Raw genomic sequence first — 21,851 nt, 5'->3', positions numbered from 1 at the left:
GTGTCAGGGTCTCGTACTCGCAGGAAGAGGCGCTAGTCAGTTCCCGCCATGGCGAGCAGCTGTTGATTGACCCAGGCGGTGGCGCTCAGATAGAGGTAACTGACCTTCTCCTCGCTCAAACCAAGGCGGGCCGTGCTGGCCATGATCCGCTGCCAGTCCGCATTCTCGTAATCCTCGCAAAAACTGAGATAAAACCCCAGGTCTCCCTGGCGAGCCAGCAGGGCGGCGCGGACTGCATCGGTGAGGGGGATGGAGGCAATCAGCTGTTCCAGTGGCTGCCCCATGAGCACATCCTGCAAGGAGAGCAGGCCGGTGAGAAAGGCCTGCTGCGCCTGCAGGGCGGGTGCATGGGTATGGGCGAGCAATTCACAGAAGCGGGCCCGGATCAGGGACATCTGATAGAGCTCGGCGCTCTTGTCATGACCGGCACTGGTGGCGGCGACCAGGGTCACGAAGCGTTTTAGCTGGGTGTGGCCGAGGTGGCTGGCCGCCTGGCGAAAGGAGGTCACGGGGGGGGAGGCCTCAGGATTCAGGTTGTTGACGTAATGGAGCAGTTTGAGGGAGAGAGAGGCATCCTGGTCGAGCAGCTGCTCTATGTGGTTCAGATCCGGGCTGATCTGGTTGACCTCTTGCAGCAATTGCACCACGACCAGCTGATCAGGCGGCAGCGTGGCCTGTTGTACCAGTTGCGGGCGACTGAAGAAGAAACCCTGGAACAGGGCGACGCCCAGCGCCTTCATCCGTTCGAACTCTTCCTCATCTTCCACCTTCTCGGCGAGATAGGTGAGGGGCATGTGGCGATGGGATTCTATGAACGACGCTATCGTCGCCAGTGGCGTGGCGCGCAAGTCGAACTTGATGATGTGGACATAGGGCAGGAAGCGCTCCCAGGCCGGTGAGAGGGTAAAGTCATCGAGCGCCAGCCGATAGCCCAGTTGATGCAACTGAACCACCTTGGCCAGCAGGGCATCATCGGGAATGGCATCCTCAAGGATCTCGATCACCACCTTGCCCTGGGGCAGGCACTCGGCCAGCCCATCCAGCAACAAGGAGTGGGGGAAGTTGATAAAACAGGGGTGGCCGCCGAGCAACTGATCGATGTTCTGGTGCAGGAACTGCTCGACGACCAGTCTGGCCGTCGCCTGCTGGGACGAAATATGGGGAAACACATTATCCAGGCTGTCGCGAAACAGCAGCTCATAGGCGTGGGTATTGAGGTCACGGTCCAGAATGGGCTGCCTTGCAACATAGGAATACATATTTCTCTCCAGCATGGGCTCTGGCTAGATTCTATGGGCAAGCGGATCACTATGCCAGCGCCAAGCCGTGCCAAGGGACAGCAACTGGCAGAGTGATCGGCGAAAAACTCCTTGTCAGAAGAGATAGTTGAGTTGCAGACCGGCCAGCCAGGCATCCCCTTCCGAGGTGCCCTGGAAGGTGGAGGTCGTCTGGGGCACGCCGGGTTTGAGCTGCATGGTCTCGCTGACATCGACCTTCTTGCCATCGAGCAGGGTCAGACCGAGATCCAGAGTGAGGTTCTTGTCGAGCTGATACCCGACGCCCGCGCTGTACCAGATCCGGTCTGAATCGGGGATGGAGATGGTGCGTCGATCGGCGGGCACCGGGCTGCGGTCATAGGCGATGCCGGAGCGCAGCAGCCACTTTGGATCCAGTCGATAGGTGAGGCCCAGGGCATAGCGCCAGCTGTCTTGCCAGTGCTCGTCCTTGATGTGCATGGTGCCATAGTGATCGAGCCCGGCCTCCAGTGATACGAACTTGCTCCAGTTGGTCCAGTTGATGCTTGAATGCAGCGCCAGTGCGGGGGTCAACTGATGGAACAGGGCCAGCTCGGCAGTGGCGGGCAGGGGCAGGTCCAGGCTGCCGGTATCGGTGAAGGTGCGCCCTTGCAGATCGGTGCCGACGGCGTCACCGGAGAGGGTCAGGTTGACGTCGTGACGGTAGGAGAGGCCGACACGGGTCGAGGACGAGAGCTCGAGCAGTGTCCCCAGATTCCAGCCCAGGGCCCAGCCATCGCCCTTGAGGTGCTTGGCAATCTTGTTGTTCGATGGGAAGGTGCCGCCCACTTCCCCTTCGCCATGAATGGCGGAGAGCCCCGCGCCGACAGACCAGATAGGGTTGATGCGATAGGCCAGAGACGCCCCCAGATCCACCGTCTTGATGTCGGAAACATTGCCGAAATGGCCGGCGTTGTAGCTGTCCGGCATCTGGACGCCGAGGCCGTAATAGGAGGTGGCCGCCAGCCCCAGTCGCCATTGATCGTTCAGGGGAATGATGAGGTAGGCATTGGGTACCCAGGCGTCCCCAGCGATGTCATGGGCTCCCGCGTCCAGGTTCACCGGCCCCGTGGCGGTCGGCACCCGGGTGGTGCCCTCGATGTTGACGTCGGGATGGATGTAGATGACGCCGCCGGAGAAGGCGGTGCGATCGAAGCGGGTCATGGCGGCTGCGTTGCGCGACAGCACGCTGGCGTTGTCGGCGATGGCGGCTTCACCGGCAAAGGCGCGGCCCATCCCGGTGGCAGACTGCTCTGCCAGCTGGAAACCGGCGGCCTGGACCTGGGCTGATGCCATCAGCAGGGCGAGAAGAGAGAGCTTCATGTTCGGGTGCATTGCTAGTCCTTGGGTGAACTTGGTGTTCATTCTGTTTTTTGGTTGGGGGCGGGATTTTATATGGTATGACCAGCAAGGCAATGGGGATGGAGGGCGTGGCGGCAAAACGGGATTAAATGCTGAGGGAGTGGGTGGTAACAGCTTGATAAAAAACGAAAAGCGTACAGCTGTTTGCTACAGCTGTACGCTCAATCGTGATCCCGGTACAAAAAAAGAGCGCCCGCAGGCGCTCTTCTAGAAATCCTGAAATCAGAATTTCATGTTGAACTGGGCAGAGGCCAGGAAGGCGTTGCCGTGGGAGGTACCCTGCCAGCGCAGTGTGTCGGCGTGAGTACGCATACCTTCGTTCACGTCCACTTCCTTGCCATCCAGATAAGCCATGCCGAAATCGATGCTCATGTCTTGATCGATGTGGTAGGTGGCACCGGCGCTGTACCAGACGCGATCAGAGTCAGGAATGCTCAGGCTGCGGTATTCCGGCTCGATGGGGCTGTTGTCGTAGGCAAAGCCGATACGGGCTTCCCAAGCCGGGTTGACGTACCAGGTGCCGCCGATGGCGTAACGCATGGCGTCCTTGAACTTCTCGTCTTTTTGCAGGCAGACGCCGCCAGCGCAGCTGTTGCTGGTCGCCTTGAGCTCCTGGAAGGCGCTCCAGTCGGTCCAGTTGACGGAGTAGTGCACCGCGAACTGCTGGTTCAGACGGTGGTAGCCGGCGAATTCAGCCTGGGCCGGCAGATCCAGCTTCAGGTTGCCATCGACCACACGGTTGCCGGAGGTGGCACCCTGGAAGTCGCCATCAAAGCTCAGGTCTACCTGGGAGCGGTAGGTCAACGCCAGACGGTTGCTGTCGTTGATCTCGTACAGGGTACCGACGTTCCAGCCAAAGCCCCAGGTATCACCCTTGAGGTGGGCCAGTTGGGAGTCAGCCTTGGCGCCAGGAATGGCGGCGGCCAGCGCACCGGCGTAGCGGTTCAGCTCGGCTTCTGCATAAACGGCGTTGATACCGGCACCGATGCTGAAGTTGGAGTTGATGCGATAGGCGATGTTGGGGTTGATGTTGAAGGTCAACAGTTCGGTATCACCGGCAAGAGCACCCGCGGCATAGGTCTTGGAGTATTCGGTGGAGAGACCGTAGTTGGAGAACAGGCCAATCCCCCAGGCCCACTGGTCATTCAGGGGCTGGATGAAGTAGGCCGCCGGTACGAAAGCATCCGGCGCGATATCGCTCTCGCTGGCCGGCACGGCACCGGCAATTTTACCTTCTACATCCACATCAGGCTTGATATAGGTGCCGGATACGGACACTGCCATCTTGTCGAAGGTGGTCATGGCAGCCGGGTTGCGGGCCAGTACGGATGCGTTATCCGCAACGGCTGCTTCCCCGGCGTAGGCGCGACCCAGGCCGGAGGCCGAGTGCTCGTTCAGCTGGAAGGCAGCCGCAAAGGTCTGGGTGCTGGCCAGGGTGACGGCCGCGGCGATCAGGCTTTTCTTGAAAAAGGCAGTAGTCATAGTGTTCTCTCTTGTAAGCAGATTTTATGTCGATATCACGGCTCTTTGTCCGCTATAAACGACAAGATCTGTTGTTATTTAAGCTTCTTCCCATTCACTTCTGGCGTGATTCTATGGATCTGGTAGGAGGTAAGAAATCAGACCAGTGACAGCAGAATACATAAAAGTTTCCATTGTGTTAATCATTTGTTTTAACTTGGCGTTTTATTAGTCAGATTTATCCATTATTGGGTAATAAATGGCCAATGCAGTTTCGTTTGTGTCACTCAAATAAATTCGTGGTTTTGTGACTTCACGCGGGAAATGGGCGGGGAATTGCGGTGATGTGGAGAGGAACAGGCAGACAAAGGGCTTGTCTGCCTGTGGGACTGACATCCCCAGGGGGGCGTCAGTCTGGGTTAAGTTCTGTTAAATCGACCAGTGCAGCCGGGACTCCAGTTGCTTGGCGACCGGGGCCAGGGGCTCCTGCATGTCGCCTATCAGCACCATGTTGGCGCCCTTGAGAGGCATGATCTCCCCTTTGAGCTGACCATCCTCAAAGTCAGGCTGGAGACTGAGGGGCACATGCTTGGGCACCAGGAACAAGGTGACAGGTCCCATCTTGCCCTGGATCACCATGTGCAGCGCCGGCCCCTGGTAAAAGGCGCAGTGATTCACATAGGTCACCTTCATCCCTTGCATGTCCATCAGGGTGGCGCCGTATTTCTCCATCTTGGCGTTGATGGTCTGCAGGCTGACCTTCTCGTCCACGCCCTTGATGAAGGGCTCTTCCCCATAGACATGGGCCATGGCCACCTGAGCGAGGGAGAGTTCGGCCGGGGCCGGGGTGGGCCAGCTCAGCCAGCGGGTGCTCATGCCAAGCAGGAACGCCACAGAGGCCGCCATGGCGAGACTGCGCCACTGGGGGCGTGCCACGGGCGGCGGCAGGGGCACCACGACTTCATCATCGGCTTCCATCGCTTGGCGTAGCAGGATGCGCTCGGCCAGGCCGGGCGGTACCTCCACCTCGAGGGCACGATGCAGATGCCGATCCAGCTGCTTCATTTCATCCAGATGTTTGCGATTGGCCGGGGAGCCCTGGGCCGCGGTGAGGAACACAGGATCGGTGTCCGTCGGATGGGCAGTGGCCCGGCGGCGAAACTCAAGCTCATCCATTGTTGTGTCCTCTCTGTTGTGCTGCTGACTCCATGGCCTCTTTTATCTGGTTGCGAGCCCGAAACAGCCGGGTCATGACGGTGTTCTTGTTCAGGCCCAGCTGCTCGGCGATCTCCTCGCCGCTGAACCCCCCCAGCACCTGCAATAGCAGGGGCTCCTGATATTCGGCGGGCAGCCGGGCGATATGACGCCTGAGCCACTCGTTTTCCATCTCCTGCTCGTTGTGCAGGTTGCCCGGATCGCTCTGGGGGTGATCGTCGAGATCCACCAGATCGAACTGCTTGCGCTCAAAGCGCCTGGCGTTTTCCCGCCGCAATATGGTGATGAGCCAGGCCTTGGCGGCCTTGTCGTCGATCAGGGTGTCGATCGCCTTCCAGGCGCGCAGGAAGGTCTCTTGCACCAGGTCTTCGGCGACCTGCGGATCCCGGCACAGCCAGTAGGCATAGCGGTAGATGTCTGCGTGCAGGGCATGGACCAGAGCTTCATATTTGGTTTGTTTATCTGCCATACCTCCATAGACCGGTGTGGTCGAGGGATCCTTTCCTGCCCCCGCACTTTTTTTTCTGAAAAAACCAAACGCCATTGCTGGACTTCCTTTTATCTGAGGTGGCTTGCTGTGCATTCACTCATGAATACACGCCAGTTTCCTGAGGAGATAGGCTATCGCAAAAGTTTCTCTGGTGCACAATCCCTTGGCGAGCGCGGACCAGTGCAGCTGGACCGGCGTGCGGGAAACGTCGGCAAAACAGGCCCTGTCCAGTGCATCGAGCAAGGGAGCGATGACGGGATCCCGATGACAGGGCAGGCTGGACAGATGCAGGCAGGCTTTTCCCCAACGCAGTTCCCCCCAACCGAGCAGTGCCCACCTGGCCGAGTCCGGCTCTTGCCGGGCCAGCGCCCTTTGCAGGCGCCAGAATGCCAGCCAGCGCGTCCCATGCTGGCACAAGCCGCGCAGCAGCAGCGCCCCCAGTACCCAGAGCAGGCTCTCCCCACCAGGCGTGAGGGGGGGCCTTGCTTCCTCATCCATCGAGCCTTCGAATATCAGCGTCCTGGGCGGCAGGCTTGCATGGTCGATGCGTCCGCTCAGGGTATTGAACCAGGGCAGCTCCACGGCGGGCAGCACATAGCGGCCGGGCGCCTCGGCAATCAGAGCCTGGCGCCATTGATGCTCACTGCGCAGAGCCCCCTTGGCAAGGAAGCGCTCCTGCTGCTGCTCCCCATCTGGCCTCATCGTGAGGCCTGCTGGCAAGGGGGCCTGAGGCGGCAGCCTCATGCGGCTGCCATCCCCGCCCTCCATGACCAGAGTCAGGGTGCGGATCACCGGCTCGCCGGTCCGGGCGCCCGCCGCCGGAGTGAACTGCTCGGTCAGCACCAGGCTGCTGGCCACCGGTTCCACCGGCGCCTTGTCAATCTTGATGAGGCGGGTGGCGGCCCTGGCGGAGAGGGCTTCGCTGCCACCGTATGACTGGGGCAGGCGTCCCTGGAAGCGGGGAGACTCGACAGGGTGCAGCCCCGCCTCCTTGGCCTGCAGCAGCCACTTGCGGGTCAGTCTGCCGGGCATGCCCGGACTGGCGGGAGATTCCCACTGATCGTTGCCGAGGCGGCGAATGATGAAGTCCTCACCGACCGGTTCGTCGAGATTGGGGGCCTCCAGGTTGGCGGGCAGCCAGAGGCTGAGCTCATAGATGAAGGGCTGGCCGGGGTAGAGCGGCCCCTGGTGCGGGACGCTGGCGATCAGTTCAATGGGGGAGGCGGCGGGCCTTGCCTGTGAGTCCGGCGGCGGGCGACTGGTGAGCGGCAACGCGGGGGTTTGCTCGGCCCCCACCGTCAGAGGCGGGATCTGGTTTGCGTCACTCGCGACCCGGTGCAGGGGGATCTGCCAGCGGGTCAGGCGGGTGACCGGGGTGCTGACGCGGCTGATGCTGACCCGGCCCACGGCGAACTGGCGCAGCAGCGGGGTGAGCTTGAGCTCATCGCTGCCCCGCTCGCCATCGACCTCGATGACAAGCAGCCAGCTCCCCTCGCTCTGCCCTGGCAGCAACTGTGCCCGGGGAGGGGCGGCCTGCACCGGCATGGCGAATAAAACGAGTAACGTGGCGAGTCGTAAGAAGGAGGACAGGGGCCCGATGCCGGGTCTGTGCCATGAGAGGCGGAAGGTTGGCACTGTCACCAGGGCTCCTCCACCTTGAGCAGGGGACGACGCTGCGCCTCCTTTCGAAGCCGCTGTTCCAGCAAGATGACGGGGGGCGCAGGGGGGCGGGGGCGCTCCGGAATGGCATCCTGCTCCCGGGTTTGCTCGGGAGTACCCGCCTGGGAACGGGAAGTTGCCTGGGAGGGTTGGGGGCGCAGCAGGGCCAGATTGTGGATCGCGTCCTCATTGTGGGGATCCAGCGCCAGGGCGGCCAGGTAGGCTTGTTCGGCGCCGCTGAGGTTGCCCAGCTGCACCAGGGCATTACCCCGGTTGTAGTGGGCGGTGGCGCTGCTGGCACGGCCATAGGCCTTCGCCGCGCGCTCATAGTCCCCCGCTCTGTACCAGGCATTGCCCTGCCAGATGGGATCCTCGAAGGTACGGGTGGCAGTCAGATAATCCCCGTGCTGATAAGCCTGCCAGGCTTCTCCCTCCAGCATCGACAGCGGCGGGGAGGCGGTGGGGAGCGCCGGTTTGGCGTACAGCGAGGGGGGGCTGGTCATACCCAGCCCCAGGCCCAGCAAGAGCAGCCAGGCCGAACCGACGCGGGCCAGCAGCGCCAGCGGCAGCAGGGGGAGCAGCAGCCAGGGGCCGAGATCCCGGGATTGTCCCTCAGTTGGGGTCTGGGTCATGGGCAGGGGCGCAAAGCGCGGCGTGCCTGCCTGCAACCACTGCAGCGAGCCGCCGAGCTGGCTGGCAAGCCGGGTCATGGCATCCACATCGGGGGGAGGGAGGACGCGCCCGAGACGCAGGTTCAGCCCGGGTTCGCTGGCCGGGGGCAAGGGAGTGGCCTGGCCCCCGTTGGCCAGCAGGATATCGAGGCGGGGGCTGGCAGAGTCATGGCAGAAGAGACTGCCCTGGCAGGGCCACTGGGCGGCGATGTGATCCATTTGGCGGGGAGATAGCCCGTCGGTGATGAGCAGGAGCCGCGCCTGCTGGCCGGCGGGGATCTGGGCGAGCGCCAGGGCGACGGCCCGCTCAGGGGCGCTGCCTTGCAGCGGCATGATGGATGGGCGAAGGTCCGGCAGCAACAGGGCGATGGCGTCATGGTCGCGGCTCGGGGGCATGGCGAGGTAGGCATCGGCGGCATAGAGAATGAGGGCGACCGGGTGCTGCCCACTCTGGGCCAGCATCTCTTGCAGCATCAACCTAACCCGGGTCGCCCGATCCGGCGCCAGATCCTGGGCCAGCATGGAATCGGAGAGATCCAGCAGCCAGATGTCGGTGGCAGGCTGGGTAACCGGTTGGCTCTGTTGGCGCAGGGCGGGGCCGGCGAGGGCCAGGATCAACGGCAGACAGGCCAGCCAGAGCCAGGGGCGAGAGCGGCCTTGCCGCGGCAGCAGATAGGCCGCCATGGCGGGGGCGAGCAGCGCGGCCTGATGGCGACGCCGCCAACCCTGCCAGAGCCAGGGCAGCAGTGCCAGCAGCCAGAGCGGGCGCAGCAGGATCAGCTCCATCACGGTACTCCTTTCATCTGGCTAGTCATGGGCGACGCCCCGTGACTGTCGCGAGGGCCAGCGAAGGCGAGCAGGCCACATCAGCATCAACAGGGCCAGCGCCAGCGGCCAGGGATAGAGCTCCAGGTTCGGGCGATAGAGAAGGCGGGGGCGAGTGATGGGCTCCAGGCTGTCGATGGCCTGGTTGATGTCCGAAAGATCGCTCTGGGAGCGGGCCCGAAAATAGCGGCCATGGCCGAGTTCGGCCAACTGCCTCAGCAGGGGCTCATCCAGCTCTGCGCTGGGATCCTGGCTCCCCGGGGACTGGACATCGGCGAAGGTGCCGGGATCGGCCCCCACCCCCAGGGTGTAGAGGCGAATGTGCGCGGCGCTGGCGTGCCTGGCCTCGGTCAGGGGATCCGCATTGCCTGCGGTGTTGCGGCCATCGGTCACCAGTATGAGGGCGGTGGAGCGGCCGGGTTCGGCATGCTGGCGGGCCAGCTGTATGGCCTCCCCGAGGGCGGTGGTACGCCCCACCAGATCAAAGTCGAGCTCCCGGGAGAGGGTCAGCAGAGCCTGGGTATCCTGGGTCAGGGGGGAGAGCAGATAAGCGTGATCCGCAAACACCACCAGGGCGATGCGATCCCCTTCCCGGCTGCGGATGAGGGCCTGGATCTGCGTCTTCACGGCACTGAGCCTATCGCGCTGCTCACCGTCGTCGAGCATGTCCTGGGTGCGCATGCTGTCCGAGAGATCCACCGCCAGGATGAGATCCCGGCTGGTCTGGTAATGGACGAGGGGCTCCTCCTGCCACTGGGGGCGGCACAGGGCCAGCACCAGGGCGCACCAGCACAGGGTCATGCGCCAGAGGGGTTGTCCCGCCTGGGGTTGCAGCAGGGGAAAACCGTCGTGGGAAAGGCCGCGCCGGCCGGGGAGCAGCGGCGGCAACCCGAAGCGCACCAGCAAGGGCAGCACCAGGGCGAGGGCGAACCAGGGCCAGGCGAGGATCATGGGGCCCGCCTGCGAGGGGCGCGCGCCAGGAAGGGGATCCGGGGCGCACTGACGCAGCGCCGACCCCAGCGCAGGTAAGCGCGGCGCAGTTGGGCACGCTGCTCTGCGTCGGGCTCCCCCTGACCATAGAGCCACAGTGGCCACTCCCTGGCGAAGGCATGGAAGTGGCTGCCTCCCCGCTCATCCAGCCAGCGGAGCCAGGCGTCCCCCTGCAGGGTCCGTGCCTCGGGCCAGCGGGCCAGGGCTGCCGCTCGCAGGGTGGTTTGCAGGCGGGGGACGAGGTCCGGGCCCTGCCATGTCAGCTGGCGAGCCCAGCGGCGCTGGTGCCAGCTCGTCTTGCCAAGTAGCGTGATCAGGCAGATGGCCAGCAGGATGATCACCAACCAGCCGAGCGCCGGCAGGCGGGGATCCGCAGGGCTGGTCAGGGCGGCCCCGGGATGGATGTCCCGCAGCTGGGCCTGGATCTCGGCGAGTCGCTCCGTGGGCGCGCTGGAGGGGGAACCCTCGGGGGCAATCAGATCAGACGGCATCCACCCTCCTGCCACTGGCGCTGCAGGGGTTTGCCGTTGTCGAGACGATAGAGGCGCTGCACCAGAGGTAACAACTGCTGTTGTCCTGACTCTGCGATACCTTCTGCTGCCGCTTGGTATTTCAACCTGAAAGATACGCTGTTTCCATCGAGCCAGCCGCTATGTCTGCCTGTCTGCACCGCCAACCGTCCCGCCTCTGGCAGGGTCGCCTCCAGGGGATCCCGGATCTGCCAGTAGTGAATGTCATGTCTCTGGCCAAGGCGCTGCAACTGCTGGCGCAGGGCGGGATCGCAGGGTTTGTGATCCCCGATGAGGGTGAGTCTGGCCCCCTGGGGCAGGGTTTGTCTGGCGAGGGTCTGGGCGAGGGACTGGGGGCAGGGCGCGCGATCCAGCCCCAGCGCGTACTGGTGGCAGAGGGTTTGCAGCAGGGGCAGGAGCGAGCCGCGCTGGACGGTGATCTGGCTCTGCGCACCCTGGCAGATCAGGGTGTTGGCCTGTTTTTCCCCCTGCCAGAGCAGGGCGGCGGCGAGCTCGCAACCCAGGCGGGCTTTGAGCTGTGGCCCCGAGCCGAAGTACATGGCCGGGGAGAGATCCAGCAGCAGCCAGTGAGCCTGCTCCTGCTCCTCCCCATAGAGACGGGTATAGGGGCGGCCGAGGCGGGCGGTCACCCGCCAATCGATGTGGCGCACCTCGTCCCCCGCCTGATAGGCGCGCAGTTCGCGAAAACTCAAGCCCGGCATCCGCCCGATCCGGCCCTGCTTCGCCTGATGGACGCGGGCCCGGGGGCCCGTTCTTGCCCAGAGCCGGATGGCCAGCAAGCGATCCAGCGGCAGGGCGATATCCGGATGCTGGCGGGGATCGGTATCGGCGATCAGGGACATGTGCGCCCCCCTTGTCGATGATCCGGTGTGAGAGCGGGGCTCAGGGGCACGGTATGGTGTCCAGCAGGAGTGCGATCAGCGCCTCGTTGTCGAGGTTGTCGGCCAGCGCCTGATAACTCGGGATGAGGCGATGGCGCAGCACGGCGGGGGCGAGCTGCTGGATATCCTCCGGCAGCACGAAGTCGCGCCCGGCGAGCCAGGCCCGCGCCCGGGCAGCCCGAGCGAGACCAATGCTGGCCCTGGGGCTGGCGCCGACCGTGATGAGGGGGGCGAGCTCGGGGCAGAGCCCGCTGCCTGGGCGGGTGGCGCAGACCAGCTGCACCAGGTAGTGCTCGAGGCGCCCCTGCATCTGAACATTCAACACCTCGGTGCGGGCGCGTTGCAGATCGGCCTGACTCAGGGTCAGGGGCGGGGAGGCGACCTGCTCGCCCCGGGCATTGAGCTGCAAGATGGCGAGCTCCACGGCGGGGCTCGGGTACTCCACCATGAGTTTGAGCAAGAAGCGATCGAGCTGGGCTTCCGGCAGGGGGTAGGTGCCTTCCTGTTCTATCGGATTTTGCGTGGCCGCCACCATGAAGAGTGGCGGCAGGCGCCAGCTCTTCTTGCCAACCGTGATCTGGTGCTCCGCCATGGCCTCCAGCAGGGCGGATTGCACCTTGGCGGGCGCCCGGTTGATCTCGTCTGCCAGCACCAGATGGTTGAACAGGGGGCCGGGCTGGAACACGAAGCTCGCATCCTGGGGGTGAAACACCTCGCTGCCGGTGAGATCGGCGGGCAACAAATCCGGGGTGAACTGGATGCGGGCAAAGCGTCCCTCCACGGCGCCGGCCAGCGCCTTGACGGCCCGGGTCTTGGCAAGGCCAGGGGCGCCTTCGATCAACACATGTCCTTCACATAACAGGGCGATCAGGAGCCCCTCGATGAGGGGGCCCTGACCCAGGATCTGGCTGCCAAGATAGTCGCTTAGTTGTCTGAACCCGGTCGCTGTCATGAGATGAAGCCGTTGTTTTAATAGAAGTTGCTCTTTTTATACCCCAGATGCCCGACGAGGGCGAGGGAGGGGGCCGAGATGGCGACAATTTAGTTTCAATCAGGCGTATGAAAGTTGTGATTGGATTGTTAAGATGTGGCGCAATGAGGTCAGACCTCTACCCTTCAACCCAAGGAGCCAGGATGAAACAGCCATTGAAACTGACGACGCGCCAGGGCGAACGGATTGCCGTCGTGGCGGGTCTGCGCACCCCCTTTGCCAAGCAGGCAACCGCCTTTCACGGGGTGCCTGCGGTGGATCTCGGCAAGCTGGTGGTGAGCGAGCTGCTCGCCCGTACCGACCTCGATCCCATGCTCATCGATCAGCTGGTATTCGGCCAGGTAGTGCAGATGCCGGAGGCGCCGAACATCGCCCGCGAGATCGTGCTCGGCACCGGCATGAGCGTCAGTACCGATGCCTATAGCGTGTCGCGCGCCTGCGCCACCAGTTTCCAGGCGGTGGCCAACGTGGCCGAGTCCATCGTGGCCGGCAGCGTCGACATTGCCATCGCCGGCGGCGCCGACTCCTCCTCCGTGCTGCCCATCGGGGTGAGCAAGACCCTGGCGCGCGCCTTGGTGGACTTGAACAAGGCCCGAAACCTCCAGCAACGTTTCAATATCCTGCGCAGGCTGCGTATCAAGGATCTGATGCCGGTGCCGCCGGCGGTGGCCGAGTATTCCACCGGTCTCTCCATGGGCCAGACCGCCGAGCAGATGGCCAAGAGTCACGGTATCAGCCGCGAAGCCCAGGACGCCCTGGCGCACCGCTCCCATACCCTGGCGGCGCAGGCGTGGGCCGAGGGCAAATTGAGCGACGAGGTGTTCACCGCCCACGTGCCCCCCTACAAGTCGCCCCTTGAGCGGGACAACAACATCCGCGAGAGTTCTGACCTGGCAAGCTACGCCAAGCTCAAACCCGTATTCGACCGGCTGCATGGCTCCGTCACCGCCGCCAACGCCACCCCGCTCACCGATGGCGCCGCCGCCGTGCTTCTGATGCGCGAGGGACGGGCGAAGGAGCTGGGGCTGGAGCCGCTCGGTTATATCCGCAGCTTCGCCTTCTCCGCCATCAATGTGTGGCAGGACATGCTGATGGGCCCCTCCTACGCCACCCCGCTGGCACTGGACCGCGCCGGCATCACCCTCGGCGATCTGACCCTGATCGACATGCACGAGGCGTTCGCCGCCCAGACCCTGGCCAACCTCAAGATGTTTGCCAGCGCCGAGTTCGCCCGGGACAAGCTGGGTCGTGACAGTGCCATTGGCGAGGTGGACATGGACAAGTTCAACGTGCTCGGCGGCTCCCTGGCCTATGGCCATCCCTTCGCCGCGACCGGGGCACGCATGATCACCCAGACCCTCAACGAACTGCGCCGCCGGGGCGGGGGCCTTGCCCTCAACACCGCCTGCGCCGCGGGCGGACTGGGGGCAGCCATGGTGCTGGAGGTGGAATAATGGAGACGAACAAGATGAGTACCAATACCTTCGCGCTGGCCGTTCGCAAGGACGGCATCGGCATCCTGACCATGGATGTGCCCGGCGAGAGCATGAATACCCTCAAGGCCTCATTTGCGGGCGAGATCCGGGACTTGTTGGCCGAGGTGAAGGCGAACAAGGATCTGATCGGCCTGGTGGTGGTCTCCGGCAAGAAGGACTCCTTCATCGCGGGAGCCGACATCAGCATGCTGGCGGCCTGCACCAGCGCGAGCGACGCCCAGCAGCTGGCCCGGGAAGGGCAGCAGGTGTTCGCCGAGATCGAGGCCCTCGGCATCCCGGTGATCGCCGCCATTCACGGCCCCTGCCTCGGCGGCGGACTGGAGCTGGCGCTGGCCTGCCACGGCCGGGTCATCACGGATCACGGCAAGACGGTGCTGGGCCTGCCGGAAGTGCAGCTCGGTCTGCTGCCGGGCTCCGGCGGTACCCAGCGCCTGCCACGCCTCATCGGGGTGGCCAAGGCACTGGATCTCATCCTGACCGGCAAGCAGGTGCGCGCCAAGCAGGCCAAGAAGCTCGGCCTGGTGGATGATGTGGTACCCCCGTCCATCCTGCTGGAGGCCGCCGTCAAACTGGCCAAGAAGGGCAAGCCGCGCCATGCCCTCAAACGGGATCTGCAGGGCAAGTTGCTGGAAACCAACGCCCTGGGTCGCAAGGTGTTGTTCGATCAAGCCCGCAAGGGGGTGATGAGCAAGACCCGTGGCAACTATCCGGCGCCCGAGCGGATCCTCGAGGTGGTGCGTATCGGTGTGGAGGAGGGGATGCAGGCCGGCCTCACCGCTGAGGCTCGCCACTTCGGCGAGCTGGTGATGACGCCTGAATCTGCCTCTTTGCGCTCCCTTTTCTTCGCCACCACCGAGATGAAGAAGGAGGTGGCCTACCAGGGGGCTGCACCGCGCAAGGTCAGCCAGGCTGCCGTGCTCGGTGGAGGCCTGATGGGGGGCGGTATCGCGTTTGTTACCGCCACCAAGGCCGGGGTGCCGGTGCGGATCAAGGACGTGAATAGTGCAGGCATCGGCAATGCCATGCGTTACAGCTACGATCTGCTGTCCAAGAAGCTAAAACGTCGTCAGATCTTGCGAAGCGATCTGGAAAAGCAGATGAATATGCTGTCCGGCACCCTGGATTATTCGGGCTTCCACCGGGTCGACATGGTGGTGGAGGCGGTGTTTGAAGATCTCGCCTTGAAGCATCAGATGGTGCAGGACGTGGAGCGGGAATGCGGCGAGCAGACCGTGTTTGCCTCCAATACCTCCTCCCTGCCCATCCACCAGATTGCGGCCAACGCCGCCCATCCGGAGCGTGTGGTGGGCCTGCACTACTTCAGCCCGGTGGACAAGATGCCGCTGGCCGAGATCATCCCCCACGCCGGTACCAGCCCGGAGACGGTGGCTACTACCCTGGCCTTCGCCCGCGCCCAGGGCAAGACGCCCATCGTGGTCAAGGACGAGGCCGGTTTCTACGTGAACCGCATCCTCGCGCCCTACATGAACGAGGCGGCCCGGCTGGTGCTGGAAGGGGAACCGGTGGAGGTGCTGGACGGCGCCCTGCTTGACTTCGGCTTCCCGGTCGGCCCCATCCAGCTGTTGGATGAGGTGGGCATCGACGTGGGGGCCAAGATCTCCCCCATCCTCGAAAAAGAGCTCGGCGGCGAGCAGTTCCAGGCGCCGGCGGCGTTTGACAAGCTGCTGCAAAACGAGCGCAAGGGGCGCAAGAACGGCAAGGGCTTCTACCTCTATGGCAAGGCCGCGCCGCGCAACAAGCTCACCGGCAAGGAGGGCAAAAAGACGGTGGATGACAGCGTCTACGCCGTGCTCGGGGTGTCGGTCTCTCCCAAGCTGGCCCGCCAGGAAATGGCAGAGCGCTGCGTGCTGATGATGCTCAACGAAGCGGCCATGGCCCTGGATGCCGGCGTGGTGGCCTCGGCCCGTGACGGCGACATCGGCGCCATCTTCGGCATCGGCTTCCCGCCGTTCCTGGGTGGCCCCTTCCGCTACATGGACAGCCTCGGCATCCCCCATCTGGTGGAGCGTCTCGAGCACTATCAGAAGCGCCACGGGGATCGCTTCGCCCCCTGCGCACGCCTCAAGGCGATGGCGGCGGAGCGGCAGAGCTTCTATTGATGTGAAGGCACTGCATTCGTGATGAGCAATAGGCGGCCCAGGGCCGCCTCTTTCATCTGGTGCTATCCCGCCGGAGTCGGCTATGGTTCAGCGGGGGACCATTGCGGATGGAAAAGGGGGGGAAATTATTGATCTGGCGCAAACCAGCCCCCTATTTATTACTTTGGTGGCATAGGCGTTGGGGGCCGCTTGAGTTCAAATAGTCCCATCGGAGCGGGAACATACCCGCAACCAAGAGGGACACCCATTTTCACTGGATGAAGGACACATTATGAGTCTGCTTGAACAAACCATCTGGAACATATTGGGATACGGGGCCATGCCTTTTATCTTCCTGAGCGGATTTGTAGCCGTCGCCGTGACCTGCTGCGTGCTGCTCAACCTCTTCGGGGTCAAGTCCGCCGAGAAATGAGCCAGTCCGGTTCATACCGCCAAATGCCAGCCTTCGGGCTGGCATTTGTTTTTCTCATCTTTTAAGCACTTATCTGCGCCCTCCCGGGCAAATCTTCGGCCTGGCGGTCGAACCCTGCGTCAATATTGAGTACACTGGCGCGCAGTTTTTCGGCGCGTATTCCACTTCAAGGTATTCAAGGTTTCTATGGCTCTCAAGGCAACCGTATTCAAGGCGCAACTCAGTCTGTCCGACATGGACCGCCATCAGTATCAGGATTTCTCCCTCACCCTGGCCCGTCACCCCTCCGAGACCGACGAGCGCATGATGATCCGCCTGGCGGCCTTCGCCTGGCACGCCGCCGAGCGGCTGGAGTTCACCAAGGGGTTGTCGGCGGACGACGAGCCAGAACTCTGGCTGAAGAACTATTCCGACGAGATTGAACTCTGGATCGAGCTGGGCCAGCCCGATGAGAAACGGCTCAAGAAAGCCTGCAATCGCTCCCGCCAGGTGGTGCTCTACCTCTACGGCGGCCGTGGCACCAGCGTCTGGTGGAAGCAGAATCAGGGCAAGCTCAGCCAGCATGACAACCTGAGCATCATTGAACTCTCCGACAGCCAGACCCTGCCGCTCACCGCCATGGTCGAGCGCACCATGGCGCTGACCTGCACCATCTCGGACGGTCAGCTCTGGGTGAGCAACGGCCAGCAGGAAGTGACCCTCGATCCCATTGTGCTGATGGGCAAACCCGCCCGGGAGATCTAGGCCGTTCCATGTTCGTGACCCTGCTCGATATCGTCATTCCGGTGTTTGCCGTGGTGGGCCTCGGGGCCCTCTATGGCCGGTTGCGTGGGGGAGCCGAGCTCGGCTACATCAATCGCGCCAACATCGAACTCTTCTCCCCGGCGCTGGTGTTCTCGGCGCTGGTGAAATACCCCCTGGCGCTTGGGGATCATCTGCCCCTCATCGCCGCCGGCATCCTGGTGATCCTGCTGCCCGGCCTGCTGCTCTCCCTGATAAGGCCCAGGGAGATGGAGCGGGCGGCGCTGATCCTGCCCGCCATGTTCCGCAACACGGGCAATCTCGGCATCCCCCTGATGGTGCTGTACCCGACCACTGAGAATGAAAAAACCGGGAGCAGCCGAAAGCAAGTGGGATCTCGCGGGACAAATTCACGCCTGACAAGGCTTGGAGGGCGATCGGTAGGGGATAGGTGCGCAAGACACCAAAATGAAAAATGGCTCAGGATCTTAGCCATTGATACGCAGAAAATGAAAAACAGGCTTGTCGCCTGCTTTTTCGTTTTAATCACCAGCAGAGGTTTAATGAAGGGTTTAAACCTCAGATAGAGTGCGCTGACTTAGAAAAAGTCATGCCCCAACCAAACTACCTTGCCGATGATGCTCAGCGCGCTTAGTTCGTCGGGTAGTACGGCAAGCGTCTCATACCCCGTCTTGTTATCACTGATGATGTTCACACCGCCATCAACCCGTTTCTGCAGCCGTTTGGCATAGAGCTCATCGCCAAGGCGTAGCACGAACAGACCGCCATCCTGGATCTGGTTACGGCTCATATCAACCAGGATGGAGTCGCCAGAGTGAATGGTTGGCTCCATGCTGTCGCCTTTGGCGAACACGACTGCCAGGTTATCCGGGTTGAGCTGACGGAACTTTAGCCACTTACGGCGAAAAGCCAGTTTGCGTTTAACTTCATGTTCATCGTTGAACGCGCCATGGCCTGCACTGACGGCAATGTGATAACCATCGATTAGTGCGTATTCCTCATCGAACTGCGCCTTATCCAACCCATCCGGGTTGAGGCGTTCGTCCTGCACATCTTCCTTTGCACCACGCCCTGTGGCCAGCCAGTCAATTCTGACCCCAGCAGTATCCGCAATCTTGATCAGCTGACTCATGTTTGGCTCAGAACGGCCATTCAGATACTGGCGCAAAGTGGTGTCTGCCATCCCAGCTCTCAACGCAAATGAGCGCGCGCTTTCCGTCCCGATAATCGATTCAAGCCTGTTCTTGAATTCACTTTCCATAAAGTCCCTCAAGAAGGAAAGCGCGCTTTCTTTTGTTATGAGCACTTTCCATTGTTTAACTCATTGATATAAAAGGCCTAAAACGAAAAGGCTCAAATGAGTGAATTTACGAAAAGAAAAGAGTGAATCTTTCCATTGCAAGAGTTTTTGAGTTGATCAATACTCTCAATTGTTCGCGCAATGCGCGAAAGATTTCTCAAATTGTATCACGGTGATCCCATGAGCATAAGTACAGCCAATCACATCTACGGAGAGCTTAGAAAGCGTGGTTACTCCGTCAGGAACTGGGCCATTGAACGTGGTTTCAAACCCCGCACCGTACAGGAGTGTATTCACACTTATGCCCCTTGCAAGCACCGTCAGCCCGCCGATGGCACTGTTTCATCAAGGATCATGGCTGGACTGAGTGAAACCCTTGGCGTTGCTCTGTATGGAGAAGGCAAATGAAAGAGTGGTTCACATCCATGGATCTTGTCAGCTTGCCGGGAATGCCCAGCACGGTACAGGGGGTCAGGTATCGTGCAAAGTCTGAGCAGTTCAACTCGCGCAAATGCGCAGATGGCAAGGGGGCGGAGTATCACATCAGCTCCCTGCCAGTAGAAACCCGTCGGTATCTGGCAGAACAAGCCGTGGCAGAGCAAGGTCAGGCCGTGACCGATCATGCAGCCGGCGGCACGGCGATGGCCAAATTGCTGGCGTCAGAGGTACAGCTCAAGCCGGATGCTGGTCGCAAGCTGCTGACACTGGGAGAAGGCGCGCGCAAGAAAGTCGATGCCAGGTTGCTGATCCTGCAGGCCGCCGATATATACCTGGCTCCGTATCAGGCCTGCCAGCAAGGGGAGGTGGGTCGCCGCGCCTTCATCGAGGCATACCGTACCCGTACGCTTTCTTTACCCTCCAATGTCTATGAAAGGCAAAAGCCGTTCAGCCTTATCACGCTGCGCCGCTGGCAGGGCGCGTTGGCTGATGAAGGCCCGGCAGCTCTGGCTGGCAACTACCAGCGGGAACGGCCATCGACTGTGGAACAGAGCCCCGAGCTTGTCCAGTTCCTCACCGCCCTAGTTACCGCCAAACCGCATCTGGCTAACAAATGGGGCGCTCTGCACGAGCTTGCCAACCAATACAGCGATATGAACCAGCTAGGTTGGCACATCCCCAGTCAATCCTCCTTGCGTCGCTGGTTGGTCAAATGGCTGGCGGAGAACAAGGTGGCCTTCACCTATGCCACCAACCCGGATGCTTACAACAACAAATATCGCAGCGCGATCGAAGAGATGTACCCCTGGATGGCCCAGCCCAATGACGTCTGGGAGTTCGACAGCACCCCGGTCGACGCCATGCTGGTGGACGGTCGTCACAGCATCATTGCGGTGATCGATGTGTTTACCCGTCGGGTACGCCTGCTGGTGGCCAAGAGCTCATCGAGCGAGGGGATCTGCTTGCTGCTGCGCAAGACCCTGCTGGCCTGGGGCACCCTCAACGAGAACGGCGTGATGCGAACCGACAATGGTTCCGACTATGTGAGCCAACGGGTCATGTCCATTTGCACCCTGTTGGGGATGAACGTCAGCCGCTCCAACGCCTATTCGGGGTGGGAAAAGCCACACATCGAGCGCTTCTTCCGCACCCTGAGCCACGGTCTGATTGAACTGTTGCCCTCTTATATCGGGCACTGCGTGGCTGATCGCCAGGTGATCGAGGCGCGCAAGAGCTTTGCCGAACGTTTGGAGGAAAAGCGCAAGCCTGACACTGCGAAGGAGCTCTTCGAGCTGGCCATGACGGCAGCCGAGCTGCAGACCCTGCTCGATAACTGGCTGGATGCTCGTTACCACAACCGCAAGCACAGTTCCTTAGGTGTGACCCCCAACGAGAAGTACCAAAACGCCCGTTACCAGCGCAGGGCCATTAGCGATGATTCCGCGCTGGATCTGCTGCTCAACCATATCGGTGAGGCCACCGTCTCGAAGGGCTTTATCAAGGCAGGCGGCCTTAAGTACAGCGCGCCAGAGCTCTTGGAGCACAACTGGAAGAGCCAGCGGGTTAGCGTGTTCCTCGATCCTTGCGATGTGGGCCGAGCCATCTTGTACCGCACCGGTGACTGGAACGAGCGGATCGAGGCGGTAAATCTCGACTTGCTGGGCAACGGAGTGAGCCCGGATGCATTCCGCGCCGCCAAAAAGGCCGATGCCAAGGCACTGGGGAGTTTCCGCCGTGAGATGAGAAGCCTCGCCAAGACCTTTGGTATCGACCAGCTCCATCAGGACGTGGTTACCCACTTTGTCGATCAAGCCAAGGACACCCTGCTGTTCCGCCAACCAGACGAGAGCCTCAACAACAGTGCTCTGGCAGCCTTGAGCGGTGTGGTGTTGCAACCCGTTGAACGTAGTTTCAGCGCCGCCGAGCTGGCTGCGATAGAAGCCAGGCGTGAAGAGAAGGCGGCCCGTGCCCAGGCTATGGCCGGGCAGGAGTCCAGGGCGCTCAAGACCGAGTATGAGCAGGCTATTTATTTGGCCGAGAAAGAGTTGGATGCCCCGCTTGGCGAGCGGGAGAAGGAGTGGCTGACCAAGTACCTCTATAGCCACAAGTTGATGGCGAAACGGATTTACCGCCATCTGGACGAGATCAGGGCCACTCGCAACACCCAGGCAAAAGGTTAACGAGCGGCCCTGTAAACCACGGACATAAGGACACAAAGACTATGAAACACAAGATCGTCGAAGTCAAAAACATGATCAAGACCGAGCAGTTGCTCGATAACCTGCTCAATCGCTCCAGCATCGTGCCAGGCATCGGGCTTATCCATGGCCCCAGCGGTTTTGGTAAGACCACCGCCGTGGAGTGGCTGTTCAACCAGGACGAAGTAAACGGCATCTATGTGCGCTGCTACAAGGCCGACACCGTGACCAGTTTGCTGGAGCAGATTGCCAAGGAGATTGGTATTCCCCAGCGCCATAACTTGCGGGGGCAGGTCGATAGCATCGTGGAGGCGGTGCGGGCCGAAGAGTTGGCCATCTTCGTGGATGAGGCGGATTACGTGGTTGGCAATGCCCGCATCATGGAGACCCTGCGTGACATCTATGACGCCACCGAGCAGCCCCTGATCCTGGTGGGGATGGAGGAGATCGCCCGCCGCATCAGCCAACGCAAGCAACTGTTCAACCGCATATCCCAATGGATTGAGTTCAAGCCCGCTGACCTGGAAGACGTGTCACTGATTGCCAGCGAGATGTTGGAGGTGGACGTGGATATCGACGACGCCCTGCTGGATCTCATCCGCAAGCGCTCCAACGGGGTGGTGCGCACCATCGTCTCCGCGTTGGACAAGATCGAGAAGCTGGCCATGGCCTCAGACGCCCGGATTATCCGGCTGGAGGATGTCGACGCCAGCGAGTTGCTGCACGACGTGCGCCGCAGCCGCTAGGTATTCGCA

Annotated in this window: 18 protein-coding genes and 1 pseudogene; 7 read left to right on the top strand and 12 right to left on the bottom strand. The window is 62.0% G+C overall.

Features of this window, described 5'->3' with window-relative positions:
- Positions 1-32 precede the first annotated feature (32 nt).
- From ABNP46_RS11255 to ABNP46_RS11205, 11 genes are all read right to left on the bottom strand, one after another.
- Complete coding sequence (locus ABNP46_RS11255; protein ID WP_349917798.1) at positions 33-1,259, bottom strand: EAL and HDOD domain-containing protein; 1,227 nt, start codon at positions 1,257-1,259, stop codon at positions 33-35.
- A gap of 114 nt (positions 1,260-1,373) precedes the next feature.
- Positions 1,374-2,630, bottom strand: a complete 1,257-nt coding sequence (locus ABNP46_RS11250; RefSeq protein WP_349917796.1) for an outer membrane protein transport protein — start codon at positions 2,628-2,630, stop codon at positions 1,374-1,376.
- Between the two features lie 249 nt (positions 2,631-2,879).
- Positions 2,880-4,139, bottom strand: coding sequence for an outer membrane protein transport protein (locus ABNP46_RS11245; protein WP_349917793.1), 1,260 nt, complete (start codon positions 4,137-4,139; stop codon positions 2,880-2,882).
- Between the two features lie 408 nt (positions 4,140-4,547).
- Complete coding sequence (locus ABNP46_RS11240) at positions 4,548-5,294, bottom strand: DUF3379 domain-containing protein (RefSeq protein WP_349917791.1); 747 nt, start codon at positions 5,292-5,294, stop codon at positions 4,548-4,550.
- Positions 5,287-5,877 carry a sigma-70 family RNA polymerase sigma factor gene (locus ABNP46_RS11235; RefSeq protein ID WP_349917788.1) on the bottom strand — a complete coding sequence of 197 codons (591 nt, stop codon included), beginning with the start codon at positions 5,875-5,877 and terminating at the stop codon, positions 5,287-5,289. The genes ABNP46_RS11240 and ABNP46_RS11235 overlap by 8 nt, the downstream gene beginning before the upstream one ends.
- A 39-nt stretch (positions 5,878-5,916) precedes the next feature.
- Positions 5,917-7,368, bottom strand: a complete 1,452-nt coding sequence (locus ABNP46_RS11230; protein ID WP_349922465.1) for a hypothetical protein — start codon at positions 7,366-7,368, stop codon at positions 5,917-5,919.
- Between the two features lie 92 nt (positions 7,369-7,460).
- Positions 7,461-8,939: a vWA domain-containing protein gene (locus ABNP46_RS11225; protein ID WP_349917787.1), complete on the bottom strand. Its 1,479-nt coding sequence runs from the start codon at positions 8,937-8,939 to the stop codon at positions 7,461-7,463.
- Between the two features lie 21 nt (positions 8,940-8,960).
- Positions 8,961-9,929, bottom strand: a complete 969-nt coding sequence (locus ABNP46_RS11220) for a VWA domain-containing protein (protein ID WP_349917785.1) — start codon at positions 9,927-9,929, stop codon at positions 8,961-8,963.
- Positions 9,926-10,459, bottom strand: a complete 534-nt coding sequence (locus ABNP46_RS11215; protein ID WP_349917783.1) for a DUF4381 domain-containing protein — start codon at positions 10,457-10,459, stop codon at positions 9,926-9,928. Before ABNP46_RS11215 ends, ABNP46_RS11220 begins: the two co-directional genes overlap by 4 nt.
- A complete protein-coding gene (locus ABNP46_RS11210; protein ID WP_349917782.1) occupies positions 10,444-11,340 on the bottom strand; it encodes a DUF58 domain-containing protein in 897 nt (298 codons plus the stop codon). Before ABNP46_RS11210 ends, ABNP46_RS11215 begins: the two co-directional genes overlap by 16 nt.
- 40 nt (positions 11,341-11,380) lie before the next feature.
- Positions 11,381-12,331: an AAA family ATPase gene (locus ABNP46_RS11205; protein WP_349917780.1), complete on the bottom strand. Its 951-nt coding sequence runs from the start codon at positions 12,329-12,331 to the stop codon at positions 11,381-11,383.
- A gap of 182 nt (positions 12,332-12,513) precedes the next feature.
- On the opposite strand from ABNP46_RS11205, the gene fadI reads away from it, so the two are divergent.
- From fadI to ABNP46_RS11180, 5 genes and pseudogenes are all read left to right on the top strand, one after another.
- Positions 12,514-13,824, top strand: a complete 1,311-nt coding sequence (gene fadI / locus ABNP46_RS11200) for an acetyl-CoA C-acyltransferase FadI (protein ID WP_349917777.1) — start codon at positions 12,514-12,516, stop codon at positions 13,822-13,824.
- Positions 13,825-13,838: 14 nt separating this feature from the next.
- A complete protein-coding gene (fadJ, locus tag ABNP46_RS11195) occupies positions 13,839-15,986 on the top strand; it encodes a fatty acid oxidation complex subunit alpha FadJ (RefSeq protein ID WP_349917776.1) in 2,148 nt (715 codons plus the stop codon).
- Positions 15,987-16,257: 271 nt separating this feature from the next.
- Complete coding sequence (locus ABNP46_RS11190) at positions 16,258-16,398, top strand: TIGR02808 family protein (RefSeq protein ID WP_083443334.1); 141 nt, start codon at positions 16,258-16,260, stop codon at positions 16,396-16,398.
- A gap of 186 nt (positions 16,399-16,584) precedes the next feature.
- Positions 16,585-17,142 (top strand): YaeQ family protein, encoded by a 558-nt coding sequence (locus ABNP46_RS11185; protein WP_349917774.1) that lies wholly within the window; start codon positions 16,585-16,587, stop codon positions 17,140-17,142.
- Positions 17,143-17,150: 8 nt separating this feature from the next.
- Positions 17,151-17,483: pseudogene (locus ABNP46_RS11180) on the top strand (AEC family transporter); the annotation flags it as partial.
- 254 nt (positions 17,484-17,737) lie between these two features.
- Here the strand turns inward: ABNP46_RS11180 and ABNP46_RS11175 are convergent.
- Positions 17,738-18,421 (bottom strand): helix-turn-helix transcriptional regulator, encoded by a 684-nt coding sequence (locus ABNP46_RS11175; protein ID WP_332502132.1) that lies wholly within the window; start codon positions 18,419-18,421, stop codon positions 17,738-17,740.
- 443 nt (positions 18,422-18,864) lie between these two features.
- Between ABNP46_RS11175 and ABNP46_RS11170 the strand changes: the two genes are divergently transcribed.
- Together ABNP46_RS11170 and ABNP46_RS11165 are read left to right on the top strand one after the other, a co-directional pair.
- Positions 18,865-21,078, top strand: coding sequence for a DNA-binding protein (locus tag ABNP46_RS11170; RefSeq protein ID WP_349917772.1), 2,214 nt, complete (start codon positions 18,865-18,867; stop codon positions 21,076-21,078).
- A 41-nt stretch (positions 21,079-21,119) separates the two neighbouring features.
- Complete coding sequence (locus tag ABNP46_RS11165; protein ID WP_349917769.1) at positions 21,120-21,842, top strand: ATP-binding protein; 723 nt, start codon at positions 21,120-21,122, stop codon at positions 21,840-21,842.
- Positions 21,843-21,851 lie beyond the last annotated feature (9 nt).

It is taken from the genome of Aeromonas veronii (assembly GCF_040215105.1).
Lineage (GTDB): Bacteria > Pseudomonadota > Gammaproteobacteria > Enterobacterales > Aeromonadaceae > Aeromonas > Aeromonas veronii_G.
This window is presented reverse-complemented; position numbering and strand designations above follow the sequence as displayed.

Coding starts and splice junctions, on each gene's coding strand:
- ABNP46_RS11255 (WP_349917798.1), bottom strand. CDS start 1,259: ATGTATTCCTATGTTGCAAGGCAGCCCATTCTGGACCGTGACCTCAAT.
- ABNP46_RS11250 (WP_349917796.1), bottom strand. CDS start 2,630: ATGCACCCGAACATGAAGCTCTCTCTTCTCGCCCTGCTGATGGCATCA.
- ABNP46_RS11245 (WP_349917793.1), bottom strand. CDS start 4,139: ATGACTACTGCCTTTTTCAAGAAAAGCCTGATCGCCGCGGCCGTCACC.
- ABNP46_RS11240 (WP_349917791.1), bottom strand. CDS start 5,294: ATGGATGAGCTTGAGTTTCGCCGCCGGGCCACTGCCCATCCGACGGAC.
- ABNP46_RS11235 (WP_349917788.1), bottom strand. CDS start 5,877: ATGGCGTTTGGTTTTTTCAGAAAAAAAAGTGCGGGGGCAGGAAAGGAT.
- ABNP46_RS11230 (WP_349922465.1), bottom strand. CDS start 7,368: ATGCCGGTGCAGGCCGCCCCTCCCCGGGCACAGTTGCTGCCAGGGCAG.
- ABNP46_RS11225 (WP_349917787.1), bottom strand. CDS start 8,939: ATGGAGCTGATCCTGCTGCGCCCGCTCTGGCTGCTGGCACTGCTGCCC.
- ABNP46_RS11220 (WP_349917785.1), bottom strand. CDS start 9,929: ATGATCCTCGCCTGGCCCTGGTTCGCCCTCGCCCTGGTGCTGCCCTTG.
- ABNP46_RS11215 (WP_349917783.1), bottom strand. CDS start 10,459: ATGCCGTCTGATCTGATTGCCCCCGAGGGTTCCCCCTCCAGCGCGCCC.
- ABNP46_RS11210 (WP_349917782.1), bottom strand. CDS start 11,340: ATGTCCCTGATCGCCGATACCGATCCCCGCCAGCATCCGGATATCGCC.
- ABNP46_RS11205 (WP_349917780.1), bottom strand. CDS start 12,331: ATGACAGCGACCGGGTTCAGACAACTAAGCGACTATCTTGGCAGCCAG.
- fadI (WP_349917777.1), top strand. CDS start 12,514: ATGAAACAGCCATTGAAACTGACGACGCGCCAGGGCGAACGGATTGCC.
- fadJ (WP_349917776.1), top strand. CDS start 13,839: ATGAGTACCAATACCTTCGCGCTGGCCGTTCGCAAGGACGGCATCGGC.
- ABNP46_RS11190 (WP_083443334.1), top strand. CDS start 16,258: ATGAGTCTGCTTGAACAAACCATCTGGAACATATTGGGATACGGGGCC.
- ABNP46_RS11185 (WP_349917774.1), top strand. CDS start 16,585: ATGGCTCTCAAGGCAACCGTATTCAAGGCGCAACTCAGTCTGTCCGAC.
- ABNP46_RS11175 (WP_332502132.1), bottom strand. CDS start 18,421: ATGGAAAGTGAATTCAAGAACAGGCTTGAATCGATTATCGGGACGGAA.
- ABNP46_RS11170 (WP_349917772.1), top strand. CDS start 18,865: ATGAAAGAGTGGTTCACATCCATGGATCTTGTCAGCTTGCCGGGAATG.
- ABNP46_RS11165 (WP_349917769.1), top strand. CDS start 21,120: ATGAAACACAAGATCGTCGAAGTCAAAAACATGATCAAGACCGAGCAG.